Genomic DNA, 12,129 nt, shown 5'->3' with positions numbered 1-12,129 from the left:
ACAGGTTGTGATGGGTAATAGCATGAAAAAGATTAAGCTCGACATAGTTGGTTTGTCATATAGCCAAACAAAGTCGGGTGCATACGCGCTTGTTTTGGGAGAAGTGAACGGCAGGCGCAGGTTGCCCATCATTATTGGCAGTTTTGAAGCGCAGGCCATTGCCATCGAAATCGAAAAAATGACCCCAAGCCGCCCTTTAACGCATGATTTGTTTAAAAGCTTTGCACAGGCTTATCATATCAACATTCAGGAAATCATTATTTATAACCTTGTTGACGGTATATTTTATTCGAAATTGATCTGCTCGGACGGAAAAAAGGTTGTCGAGATAGATGCCCGCACATCCGACGCGATAGCCATGGCGGTAAGGTTTGAATGTCCCATTTTTACCTATGAATTCATTCTGGCATCGGCAGGTATTGTCATTGAAGGCAACGATTTTGTTTACCTCGAAAACATTAACGAGCCACACGAAGAAAATACAGTTACCGCCACAACATCCAGTAATTACGGCGGTTTAAGTATTGATGAACTAAAATCGAAACTGGCCGAGGCGCTGGCCGAAGAGTCGTACGAAAAGGCAGCCAAGATACGCGATGAACTGAACAAGCGTAAGGCGTCGTAGAGCCGCCCCCTAAACATCCGTTAGCTAAGGGAAGAACTTTATATCCCAAGGTTGGGAGAGCGTTGTAGTCAAAGTCGAAATTTTTGACCTTAGTTTTTAGTTTCTACATTAAATTCCTTACTTTCCGTTTTTAAACTTAAACTGGCTCAGTTACATGGAAAGATTTACCGGACTTATCGGCATCGTGCTCATTTTTGGAATCGCATATTTAATGTCGAATAACCGCAAGGCAATAAATTACAGGCTTGTTCTTTCGGGTTTGGCTATACAAATCACCCTTGCTTTATTTATTTTAGATACACCCGTGGGCAAAACCGTTTTTGCCTGGCTTGGGGCTAAAGTTACCAAGGTGCTGGGCTTTTCGCAATTAGGCGCCGACTTTGTTTTTGGTCCTCTGGTAAACCACCAGTTTATGGTGAAAGCATTTGGCACCGGCAACGATTTTGTGTTCTTTTTCAGTATTATACCAACCATCATATTTGTGGCTGTTTTGGTGAGCGTGGCCTATTACCTGGGCATTATGCAACGCATAGTAAAGGTCATCGCCTTTATTGTTTATAAACTGATGGGCGTATCGGGGTCGGAAGCGCTATCGAATGTGGCCAGTACTTTTGTGGGACAGGTTGAAGCGCAAATCATGATCAAACCTTACTTAAAGGGGATGACCATGAGCGAACTGTTGGCATCGATGGCGGGCAGCATGGCATGTATTGCCGGTGGTGTAATGGCTGTTTATATCGCACTCGGAGTACCGGCCCAGTATTTACTGGCCGCCAGTATAATGGCCGCGCCGGGCGCCCTGGTAATATCAAAAATTGTATGGCCCGAAACCGAGGTATCGGAAACCAAGGGGCATGTTACCATCGAAATCAAAAAAACAAATGCCAACATCGTTGATGCGATATCGCACGGTTCGAGCGACGGTTTAAAGGTTGGCTTGAACGTGATTGCCATGCTGGTGGGTTTTATCGCTATTATTGGCTTGCTTGACTATGTATTGGGCTTTATAGGCTTCAACCTGGCCACACATTTGCACATGGGCCTCGATTTTATTGGCATCGACCTTAAAACGCTTAGTCTGAAACAAATATTGGGTGCTATATTTTCGCTTTTTGCATGGGCCATGGGCGTGCCGCATCAGGACGTAAGAACAGCTGGTTCGTTAATGGGCACCAAAATGGTATTGAACGAGTTTGTAGCTTACCTCGATTTGGTTAAAATAAAAGCTTTGATGCAGCCAAAAACATTGGTAATAACCAGTTTTGCCTTATGCGGTTTTGCGAATTTCAGTTCGATAGCCATTCAGATAGGCGGCATTGGCGAGCTTGCCCCCGAGCGCCGTACCGATTTGGCGAAATTAGGTATGAAAGCCTTAATCTGCGGTACGCTCGCATCCTACCTTTCGGCTACTATTGCGGGCATCCTGATGTAGGATACAGGCATTAAAAACACCTTATAAACAAAGTCATCATGTAAAAACATGATGACTTTGTTATTTTAATGCTTTTTTATAAAACCTTTTTGCAATCGCTATCGTACAACAACCCAGGCAGGTACGCATCGGCTTGCTAATGTTTTGAATTACGATGATGATATCCTTTTGAAAAACATAAAAAATGAAAGTTTTAGCAAAAAACATCCGCACATTAAGGCACCAGTACAATTGGAGCCAGGAAGATGTAGCGCGCAGATTGGGAATATCTATACCGGCATTTTCAAAAATCGAGACCGGAATTACCGATGTGAACTTATCGCGTATTGAGCAGATTGCCAATATATTTGGTGTTAGCCCTGTAAAACTGTTAGCCGACGAAGAAGAACTGAATGAAGAGCCTCAACAACAATTGCTAGACGAGGTAAGGCAAAAGCTGCTTGAACGGGAAGAAGAAATACATGCACTGCAAAAAAAAGTAATTGTTTTGTACGAAGAACTGAGGAACAAACAGAGCGTACACGCATAACACCCTGTAGTTTATAAACTACAAATTCAGTTCAATTGAATACACACCAAAAGGCCTGACCATTTATTGATATTCTTTAAGTTAACAGGAGATACCCATTTTTATTAAAGGTTAAATAATATTAATTGGTAATTACAGTAAGGCGTGCCCGGACAAGGCGTGAAATATTGGTTTGATAATTGTTTTTTTTTAGAAAATCTACCCTATGATCTCTAAATATCTCATATCAATTCCACATCATGACATCTCAGACAAGGGGGTTATCCATGATACCGAAACCAAGCTAAAAGTTGGCGTTGTAGATTTGTATAAAACAGGTTTTGAACCCAAAAAAGGCGAAGTACACTATTTTGTATCGGACACGGATAACGATGTACTGCTCGCCTTTGAAACTGATGGTTATAAAAAAGCCCATAAAAACCTTTTGATATTGGATATGATAGCCCACTATTGTGTTTACTTAGGCTTTGCAGGCGCTATCATACATGCCAAGTTCCCGGTTATACGCTTGAATTAGTGTATCTGCCAATCGATTGGCTTTTTCCCTTGACTTATTAGCACCGCATTGGTTTTTGAAAAAGGCTTGCTCCCGAAGAAACCTGCATGTGCCGACAGCGGCGACGGGTGTACACCGGTTAAAACAGTGTGTTTTTTTGCATCGATAAACCTGGCTTTGCTTTTTGCAAAGCTTCCCCACAGGATAAAAATCACGCCTTCTTTTTTAGCGGATATTTCGCTGATCACTTTATCGGTAAAGGTTTCCCAACCGCTTTTTTGGTGGGCGTTGGCCTCGCCTTCGCGTACGGTGAGGGTGGCATTTAAAAGCAATACGCCCTGATTTGCCCATTCGGTAAGGTCGCCATGCGGGGGGATGACAAAACCCGGGATATCGGTAACCAGCTCCTTATAAATATTTTGCAGCGAAGGTGGTATACGTACCCCGCGCTGCACCGAAAACGACAAACCATGTGCCTGCCCGGGGCCGTGATAGGGATCCTGCCCTATGATGACCACTTTTACCTGATTAAAGGGTGTTTGAGTAAAAGCGTTAAAGATATCACTACCCTTGGGGTATATTTTATAGCCGGCTTGTTTTTCATCTTTCAATGTTTGTTTGAGTTTGATCATGTAATCTTTCTCAAATTCACCCTTTAAAATTTGAAGCCAGGACGCTTCCAGATCAATCGACATAAATGTAAAACAGCTATTGGTTAACATTACAAATAAACGGATATTTGCACTGTTTAAAAGGCAAAAAAACTCATGTTAAATATAATCAGGTTAATAATTTCGATAGCAGTGATGTTGGGCGGTGTGGCGCTTTGTGTGTTTGGTTTTTGGGGATGGGGCTCGCTGGTCATCTTTTTGGGCGGGCTTGTTTTGCTGACCTATTTCCTGAACGAAAACATGCTGATCGCACAATATTACATGCGCAAAGAGAAGATGGACAAAGCTCAGGAGTTTTTACTTAAAATAACAGACTACGAAAAGCAGATATACAAAGGTCAACATGGTTATTACAACCTGCTGATGGGTTTGATCGAATCGCGTACGGCGCCGTTAAAATCGGAGAAATATTTTAAGAAAGCACTTACGCTGGGTATGAAGATGTCGCACAATGTTGCTATGGCAAAACTGAGCCTTGCGGGGATATCAATGGCAAAACGCAACAAACGCGAAGCACAGCAATATTTACAGGAAGCAAGCAAAGCGGACAAGAATAAATTACTAACCGAGCAGATCAAGATGATGAAAGCTCAGATGGGACAGATGGATAAACAACAGGTAGTACGCGGCGGGTATCGCCAGTTTTAACCGGCAATTATTGTTATAAAACAGCGCCGGTACTATTACTATTTCTCGTCAAGGTGGCTGTAATAGTCGGAGTTGGCTGATGTACTTCCGGTGAAGTTTTTATCGTAAATCGCGTCATCCTCCGACGGGTTAGATACTTCTACGATTTTCAGCAAACTGCGGATAAAAGACAGGTCAAATTTACTGCGGTTCAATTTGATCAGGTATTCGTTTTCGGTTATTTCAATGCTTGTGTTTATCATAACGTTTGACATTTCTATGGACTATAAAAATATACATAGAAATCCGTGCCAAAGTTTTGCACATTTTAACATTCTATTAAGCTTTTGTAAAGTATCCACTTTTGTGGGGAAAAAGATGGGGACGCTTTCACGTCCTTGCAAGGCACGAATCAATCTCTACTCGATCGGTCTCCGATTGCCATTATCGACTTGCAAATGCAGAGTTTGCTTCGCTATCGCTCGCAATGACGATTTATTTATTAAACAAACCAAGCCATCACCTCATCCTTTGTGGGCATCGATATATCGAGCTTTAGTTTTTTGCGCATGCCGCCCAAGTCGTTAAATACTTTATTGGGGTTGCCGGCTTTCAGTTCTTCAACGGTGTTAAAGCCCATTTTATTAAGCACCGGCACCCACACCGCAGGTACGCCGATGTTTACAAAATCGTCGACAGTTACTACTTTGACTTTCTTTTCGGCACGCATTTGGGGGAAGAACAGTACCTCTTGGATGGTAGTTTGGCCTGTCATGAGCATTACCAGGCGATCGATACCAATGCCGAGGCCCGATGTTGGTGGCATGCCGTATTCCAGAGCACGTAAAAAGTCGTCATCCATCGCCATGGCTTCTTCATCGCCCCTACCTGCCAACAGCAATTGCTCTTCGAGGCGCTCGCGCTGGTCTATCGGGTCATTTAATTCCGAGTAAGCATTGGCTATCTCTTTACCCATCACAAACAGCTCGAAACGCTCCACCAGACCGGGTTTGCTGCGGTGCTTTTTAGCCAGCGGGGTCATTTCGATGGGGTAATCGGTGATGTAAGTTGGCTGTATCAAATGGTGCTCTACTTTTTCGCTGAAGATCTCGTCGATCAGTTTGCCTTTGCCCATGGTAGCGTCAACAGGTACGTTGATTTGTTTACAGACCTCGCGCAAAGCAACCTCGTCCATAGCCGATACATCGATGGCGGTGTATTTCAGGATACTATCATACATCGATAGTTTTTCGTAAGGGCCCGCAAAATTGAGTTCGTGTTCGCCAAATTTTACGATGGGCAAACCGTGGATGGCGCGGGCAACTTTTTCGAGGCATTGCTCCACCATTGCCATCATCCAGATATAATCCTTATAGGCTACGTATATTTCTACGGAAGTGAACTCCGGGTTGTGGGTGCGGTCCATGCCCTCATTACGGAACATTTTGCCGAACTCGTATACGCCATCAAAACCGGCTACGATCAACCTTTTTAGATACAACTCGTTGGCTATGCGCAAAAACAGCGGCATATCGAGCGTGTTGTGGTGCGTGGTGAACGGCCGCGCTGCCGCGCCACCGTGAACGCTTTGCAGTATTGGTGTTTCCACCTCCATCCAGCCGTTGCTATCGAAATAGCTTTGCATGGTGCGTATCACCTTTGAGCGGTTGATGAATATTTGTTTAAACTCCGGGTTAACAGTTAAGTCCACATAGCGCTGGCGGTAACGCATTTCGGGATCGGTAAAGGCATCGTGAATGGTACCATCTTCTTCCCGTCTAACCACCGGTAGCGGTTTTAAGGATTTAGATAATATCGTCAATTCGCGAACATGTAAAGATATCTCACCGGTTTGCGTAGTAAATACATAACCTCTGACACCTATAAAATCACCCAAATCGAGCAATTTTTTGAACACCGTATTGTACATAGTTTTATCTTCGCCGGGAGAGATATCATCACGTTTAATGTATATCTGCAAGCGGCCAGTGGCATCCTGTATCTCGGCGAATGAAGCGCTGCCCATAATACGGCGACTCATGATGCGGCCTGCGATAACAACATCCTGGTAAGCTTCGGTATTGGCTTCAAAATTTTCAGCAATATCCTTCGCGTTGGCATTCACGGGGAATGTTTCGGGAGGGTAGGGATCGATACCTAAATTACGTAATTGCTGCATCGCCTCGCGGCGAAATATTTCTTGCTCTGATAAACCAATACTCATATAAAAACAATTATTAAAGGACTGCAAAAATAGGATTTTATGTGTAGAGTTTTAAGTTTTGCACATGCCTTTTATTTAGAGGTTAATTATCAACATTAAGGCTTATCTGCTTTCAAAAATCAATTTTTTACGCTTATTTTAAGGTTCGGTATTTTGAAGAGTACTGTTCGGTAAAATGCAGCTTACACGTTTAGAAGTCAAGGGGTTTAAAAGTTTTGGCGATAAGATCACCATCAACTTTAACGAGGGCATTACTGCCATTGTTGGCCCTAACGGCTGCGGAAAATCAAACGTGGTGGACTCGATACGCTGGGTTTTGGGCGAGCAAAGTACCCGTATGCTGCGCTCGGAAAAAATGGAGAACGTCATCTTTAACGGCAGCAAAACCCGTAAACCGGGCAACCTGGCCGAGGTATCGCTCACATTCGATAATACCAAGAACATCTTGCCCACCGAGTTTTCGCAGGTTACGTTGACCCGTAAGCTTTACCGTAGCGGCGAAAGTGAATATTGGCTGAACGATGTGCAGTGCAGGCTGAAAGACATTACCGACCTATTTTTAGATACCGGTATTGGTGCCGATAGCTACTCCATCATCGAGTTGCGGATGATCGACGAGATCATCGTCAACAAAGAGAACTCAAGGAGAAATTTGTTTGAAGAGGCATCGGGCATATCGAAATATAAGCTCCGCAAAAAGCAAACCTTTAATAAGTTAAAAGATACCGAAGCTGACCTTGAGCGTGTTGACGACCTGCTGTTTGAGATTGAAAAGAACTTAAAGACCTTAGAGAACCAGGCTAAAAAGACCGAACGTTATTACAAGTTAAAAGAGCAGTATAAGGTTTTGAGCGTGATGCTGGCCTCGTTCAGGATCGTTTCGTTCAGCGATTCGCTGGCTGGCATAGAGGCGCTGGAGCAAAGACATAAGGACGAAAAGACCGGTGTTGTTACCGCGATAGACCAATTGGAAGCGGCACTGCAACAGCAAAAACTGGAAAGCCTGACCAAGGAAAAAAACCTATCAGTACAACAGAAAGCCACGAATGAATTTGTATCGAAAATACGGGCTTACGAGAGCGAGAAGAAGATAAAGAACGAGCAACTGAGGTTTCAGCAGGATAAGGAAAAGCGGTTGAGCGAAGATTTGGACCGCGATACGAAGGAACTGAACCATGTATTGTACAACATTAAACGCCTGGCGGAAGAACGTTTACAGGAGGATGAGAAACTGCAGACCATCATCAGCGACCTGGCAGAGCTGAAGGCGACGGTTGATGAATCGCGGTTGGCGCAAACAGTTGCCAAGGCCGAACTTGACGAGATAAACAACATTAACAACCGCCTGCAAAACCAGATATACAAGGCCGAAAAAGACCTCGATATTTTGCAGATACAGCAACAGGCTCTGGAGCAGGAAAGCCAGCGCAATATGGAGGATGCGAGCAGTAAGGAAGCTGAACTATCACATTTTAATAAAGCCATAGCCGAACTGGAAAGCCGTGCCGCCACGCAGGAACATGAATACCAGCTGGCTGTTGATTTTGAGAACAAACTAAACCAGCAGATACAGGACAACGAGGAACAGCTAAACCATTTAAAAGATACGCTTACCCGCGAAGGCCGTAAACTGGATGCCAAACAAAATGAGTATAACCTCACCAAGAGCTTGGTTGATAACCTTGAAGGATTCCCCGAGTCGATACGGTTTTTGAAGGGGAATACCACATGGGCCAAAAACTCGCCCTTGTTTAGTGATGTGCTGTTTTGCCACGAAGATTATCGTGTAGCTATTGAAAACTACCTGGAGCCTTTGATGAACCACTATGTGGTGGAGAATTATGATGAGGCCATCAGGGGGATTAACTTGCTAAGCGGGTCATCACGCGGGAGGGCGCAGTTTTTTGTGCTGAGCAATTACCCCAAAGATGTGCCGGTAAGCTCGACCATAAACGAGAATTGGGTGGCGGCATTGGATGTAATTGAAGTGGAAAGCCGCTACCGGCCTTTGTGCAATTACCTGCTTAATAACGTGTATTTGGTTAACGATGGCGCCGAGGCGGATCTGAACAATAGTGAGTTGCCCGGCGACGCCATTATTTTGGGCAAGAGCGGCAAGTTCAGCAAATCGAAATATACAATGGCTGGCGGCTCGGTCGGTTTGTTTGAAGGCAAGCGCATTGGTCGTGCTAAAAACCTGGAGAATTTAGCAAAGGAAATCAAGTCTGCCGAAAACGAAATAGCCAAATACAAAATTAAGATAGAAGAGCTGCAAAGTGGTTTAGTTGCGCTTAAAGCTTCGGGGAAAGCGGCGGAACTCAACCAAAAACAGCAGGACCTTAACCGGCTGAATACCGAACTGGTAACCATTAGCACGAGGCGGGAACAGTACCAGACCTTTATTGAGAGCAGCCGTAACCGAAAAGATGATATCGCGGCGAAAATAGCAACCATAAACGATGAGGCTATTAGGCTACGGCCATTGTTGGCCGAATTAAAAACCCAAAAGCAAATACAAGGGGAACTGCTTGCCGAAAAGCAGGAAGCTTTTGGGGAACTGACTGAGCGGCTGGCCGTGCAATCGAACGGGTATAACCAGGAGAATATCCGGTTTCACCAGCAGCAGAATAAGGTTTCGGGTTTGTTAAAGGACCTGGATTATCGCGAAAGCCAACAGGAAAACCTTGACCAACGTATTAAAAATAACAATACTGAATTAGCGGCGGTAAAAGCCGCGATAATGGAAAACCTGCAACATGCCGATCATTCCGATGAGGATTTGTTGGAAATGTATAATCAGAAAGAGGTGTTAGAAAAAGCCGTGCAACAGGCGGAGCAGGACTACTATGCCGCCAGAGGGACCATCACGGAAACTGAAAACGAGATATCGGCACTGAGACGAAAAAAGGATCAGGCCGAGACCATTGAGAACGAACTGAAAGACCGTAAAAATAACCTGAAGCTGGAGCTGAACGCCTTGAAAGAACGCTTGGCGGTGGAGTTTAACATTGACATCAACGACCTATTGGATGCCGAAGTGCCTGCCGATGAAACAGAAGACAGCCTGCGCGACAAGACCGAAAAGCTAAAAAAGCAATTGGACGATTTTGGCGCCATCAACCCGATGGCGGTAGAGGCTTATAACGAAATGAATGAACGTTATACCTTTATACAGGCGCAGAAAAAGGACCTGAGCGAAGCCAAGGCATCGTTAATGGCGACGATACAGGAGATTGATGATACGGCGAGGGAAAAGTTTATGTCGGCATTTTTGCAGGTAAGGGAAAACTTTATTAAGGTGTTCCGTTCGTTGTTTAATGAAGAGGATTCGTGCGATTTGATATTAAGCGACCCGGATAACCCGCTGGAGTCGGACATCGATATCATCGCCAAGCCAAAGGGTAAAAGGCCGCTGTCCATCAATCAATTATCGGGCGGTGAGAAGACGTTGACGGCTACGGCAATCCTGTTTTCGCTTTACCTGTTGAAGCCTGCCCCCTTCTGTATTTTTGATGAGGTTGATGCGCCGCTGGATGACACCAATATCGACAAGTTCAACAATATTATCCGCGAATTTTCTACGGATTCGCAGTTTATCATTGTATCGCACAATAAACGCACCATTGCCAGCGCCGATGTTATTTACGGCGTTACCATTGTAGAGCAGGGCATATCGCGGGTAGTGCCTGTGGATATGAGGGAACTTGTTTAATGTGCAAATGAGTAAATGTGCGTATGTGCAAATGAAACTCAATTTGCAAATGTGTGTATGTGCAAATGCTTTTCTATTTGTTTATCAAAAAATGTGCAAATGAATAATGTTCATTTGCACATTTTCTAATTAGCCATTTGCACATTAAAATTTCGGTAATAATTTTTTGCTGCTTACCATTTCGCTGAAATGCGCTGCCGGGTCTAATTTTGTTGTCATGTCGCGTACCACATCATCCGAAAAAGTTGCCGCAGGTATAGCCAAACCCTGTATCCTTGGTGCAGCTACTGCGGTATAACTACCTTTTGTAACGTATGACACGGCGTGTGAAAGCAGAACTTCGGTTGGGTCGCCAAAATCTTTGGTAACGTCGTCATAATCATAGTAACCGGGATAAGTTGCCGAACCCGGGGTCATACCGGCATAATAACCACCCTGACCGGCAGAATTTGCTGTATAAAAATTGGGCATGTACAAGTTATAGGTATAAACCGGGATAGCAAAAAAGCCAACTGGTTTGCCGTATGATGTGGTACCAATCAATTGAACATTTACCTCGGGTATGAGGTTGTTAATGGTAAGTTCGCTTGCCGAAGCTGTGCTGCCTGTTACAATAAAAAACACCCTGCTTAAAGCCAATGTACCTTTTTTGGCGAAATACGATGTATTGTTGGCCTGATTAAAGTAACCGGGCGTAATCTGGTATTTTTGAGCAAGGAAGGGGTAGTTATCGGCCTGTAACTTACTATTATAAACCGATGTGTACATTTTTGTGCCGGTTTGGGCTGCAGGAACGATATAGTTATCGATATACTCAGCCGTTGCTACATAGCCGCCACCATTATAGCGAAGGTCGATACAAAGGTCGGTAATGCCTGCCGAAATAAAACTATTAAATGCTGCGTCAAGTTGCGAACCGGCATTGGTAGGGCTGGTAAATTGTGAAAACACCACATATCCCAATTTTTTACCACCGGCAAGATTTAATACTGTATATTTTAGTACCGGATTTATAGTATAGTTGGCAACGGCTACGGTTGCCGTAAACTGTGTATTATCCGGCTTTTGCAACAATAGGGTAATGCTGCTGCCGCTAAGCGCGTTAACCACGAACAATAAATTGGGATCATTGTTAGGATTGGAGCTGTTGGGGTTATACGCAATATTGGTATTGCCATTTACCGCGATAACCTTATAGCCACGCACCAGGTTGGCTGTTGCCGCAGGTGAACCCGGGTTTACGTATTTTATACGCAGGTCGTTATAGGTGTTATAAAATACCGAAAAACCAAAATCGCCATGGGTACCGCTTAATTGTGTGGCTACTTGTCCGCCATCGATGAAAGAATATTTGGCTTCGCCCGGGTAGTTAACAGAGTATTCGTACGGCTTGCCGGTAGCCGGATTGATTTTATATTGCGATAGTTTATCCACTTCGTTTTGCAGTGTTGTGGGGTCATCGGCACCTACTGTAGTACTGTAAGGATTGAACGTAGCGTAAGAAGGGATAGCATCGTACCATAAATACTCTTCAGTGGAGTAATTATAAATCGAGTCTTCCATACGGTTTAGTAATGTAGTAGTAGAAGTACTACTGCCTGTTTGACTATTCTTTTTACAAGCCGCAAAAACCGCAACAGCTACTAAAATAAAATATACCTTTTTCATCTTTATCTATAGTTTTTTAGTGATAACGTCATTTGAATGCCTTAAATTATAGTGCAAAGGTTTGCAATCACAATATAATGATTTTATCTGAAAAGCAATACGGATAAAAAATATTTGACCCACGGCTGACCTCTGGCTTCGCGGG

General features: G+C 44.0%; 10 protein-coding genes. 6 read left to right on the top strand and 4 right to left on the bottom strand.

The genetic code is table 11. From position 1 onward, the window contains the following. Nucleotides 1-22 precede the first annotated feature (22 nt). The 4 genes from QZX97_RS06090 to QZX97_RS06075 all read left to right on the top strand — a co-directional run bounded on the left by QZX97_RS06090 (nucleotide 23) and on the right by QZX97_RS06075 (nucleotide 3,103). Nucleotides 23-625 (top strand): bifunctional nuclease family protein, encoded by a 603-nt coding sequence (locus QZX97_RS06090; protein ID WP_295655416.1) that lies wholly within the window; start codon nucleotides 23-25, stop codon nucleotides 623-625. 154 nt (nucleotides 626-779) lie between these two features. Further along, nucleotides 780-2,057, top strand: coding sequence for a nucleoside transporter C-terminal domain-containing protein (locus tag QZX97_RS06085; protein WP_295655414.1), 1,278 nt, complete (start codon nucleotides 780-782; stop codon nucleotides 2,055-2,057). Between the two features lie 184 nt (nucleotides 2,058-2,241). Beyond that, nucleotides 2,242-2,586, top strand: coding sequence for a helix-turn-helix transcriptional regulator (locus QZX97_RS06080; protein ID WP_295655412.1), 345 nt, complete (start codon nucleotides 2,242-2,244; stop codon nucleotides 2,584-2,586). A gap of 205 nt (nucleotides 2,587-2,791) precedes the next feature. Continuing rightward, complete coding sequence (locus QZX97_RS06075) at nucleotides 2,792-3,103, top strand: hypothetical protein (RefSeq protein WP_295655410.1); 312 nt, start codon at nucleotides 2,792-2,794, stop codon at nucleotides 3,101-3,103. Here the strand turns inward: QZX97_RS06075 and ung are convergent. Further along, nucleotides 3,100-3,777, bottom strand: a complete 678-nt coding sequence (ung, locus tag QZX97_RS06070; RefSeq protein ID WP_295655409.1) for a uracil-DNA glycosylase — start codon at nucleotides 3,775-3,777, stop codon at nucleotides 3,100-3,102. The two genes, QZX97_RS06075 and ung, sit on opposite strands and share 4 nt — an antisense overlap. Nucleotides 3,778-3,849: 72 nt before the next feature. Here ung and QZX97_RS06065 point away from each other — a divergent pair, with 72 nt between their 5' ends. Then, nucleotides 3,850-4,401: a DUF2892 domain-containing protein gene (locus tag QZX97_RS06065; RefSeq protein ID WP_295655408.1), complete on the top strand. Its 552-nt coding sequence runs from the start codon at nucleotides 3,850-3,852 to the stop codon at nucleotides 4,399-4,401. A 38-nt stretch (nucleotides 4,402-4,439) separates the two neighbouring features. Here QZX97_RS06065 and QZX97_RS06060 read toward each other — a convergent pair whose 3' ends face one another. Beyond that, nucleotides 4,440-4,643 carry a hypothetical protein gene (locus tag QZX97_RS06060; protein WP_295655406.1) on the bottom strand — a complete coding sequence of 68 codons (204 nt, stop codon included), beginning with the start codon at nucleotides 4,641-4,643 and terminating at the stop codon, nucleotides 4,440-4,442. 239 nt (nucleotides 4,644-4,882) lie between these two features. Further along, on the bottom strand, nucleotides 4,883-6,604 hold the full coding sequence (lysS, locus tag QZX97_RS06055) for a lysine--tRNA ligase (RefSeq protein WP_295655404.1): 1,722 nt from the start codon (nucleotides 6,602-6,604) through the stop codon (nucleotides 4,883-4,885). A 175-nt stretch (nucleotides 6,605-6,779) separates the two neighbouring features. On the opposite strand from lysS, the gene smc reads away from it, so the two are divergent. Further along, nucleotides 6,780-10,316: a chromosome segregation protein SMC gene (gene smc, locus QZX97_RS06050; RefSeq protein ID WP_295655402.1), complete on the top strand. Its 3,537-nt coding sequence runs from the start codon at nucleotides 6,780-6,782 to the stop codon at nucleotides 10,314-10,316. 144 nt (nucleotides 10,317-10,460) lie between these two features. Here the strand turns inward: smc and QZX97_RS06045 are convergent, their stop codons facing one another. After that, the gene (locus tag QZX97_RS06045; protein WP_295655400.1) at nucleotides 10,461-11,984 is read right to left on the bottom strand and encodes a S41 family peptidase; all 1,524 of its coding nucleotides are present in this window, start codon (nucleotides 11,982-11,984) and stop codon (nucleotides 10,461-10,463) included. Nucleotides 11,985-12,129: the final 145 nt, after the last annotated feature.

This window comes from uncultured Mucilaginibacter sp. (assembly GCF_903893715.1).
GTDB lineage: Bacteria > Bacteroidota > Bacteroidia > Sphingobacteriales > Sphingobacteriaceae > Mucilaginibacter.
Note: the sequence above shows the minus strand (reverse complement) of the source record. Positions and strands in the feature narration are given on the sequence as shown.

What these genes read in the sequence shown, in the direction of transcription:
- QZX97_RS06065 (WP_295655408.1), top strand. Translation starts at nt 3,850, where the DNA reads ATGTTAAATATAATCAGGTTAATAATTTCGATAGCAGTGATGTTGGGC.
- lysS (WP_295655404.1), bottom strand. Translation starts at nt 6,604, where the DNA reads ATGAGTATTGGTTTATCAGAGCAAGAAATATTTCGCCGCGAGGCGATG.
- QZX97_RS06080 (WP_295655412.1), top strand. Translation starts at nt 2,242, where the DNA reads ATGAAAGTTTTAGCAAAAAACATCCGCACATTAAGGCACCAGTACAAT.
- QZX97_RS06045 (WP_295655400.1), bottom strand. Translation starts at nt 11,984, where the DNA reads ATGAAAAAGGTATATTTTATTTTAGTAGCTGTTGCGGTTTTTGCGGCT.
- smc (WP_295655402.1), top strand. Translation starts at nt 6,780, where the DNA reads ATGCAGCTTACACGTTTAGAAGTCAAGGGGTTTAAAAGTTTTGGCGAT.
- ung (WP_295655409.1), bottom strand. Translation starts at nt 3,777, where the DNA reads ATGTCGATTGATCTGGAAGCGTCCTGGCTTCAAATTTTAAAGGGTGAA.
- QZX97_RS06060 (WP_295655406.1), bottom strand. Translation starts at nt 4,643, where the DNA reads ATGATAAACACAAGCATTGAAATAACCGAAAACGAATACCTGATCAAA.
- QZX97_RS06085 (WP_295655414.1), top strand. Translation starts at nt 780, where the DNA reads ATGGAAAGATTTACCGGACTTATCGGCATCGTGCTCATTTTTGGAATC.
- QZX97_RS06090 (WP_295655416.1), top strand. Translation starts at nt 23, where the DNA reads ATGAAAAAGATTAAGCTCGACATAGTTGGTTTGTCATATAGCCAAACA.
- QZX97_RS06075 (WP_295655410.1), top strand. Translation starts at nt 2,792, where the DNA reads ATGATCTCTAAATATCTCATATCAATTCCACATCATGACATCTCAGAC.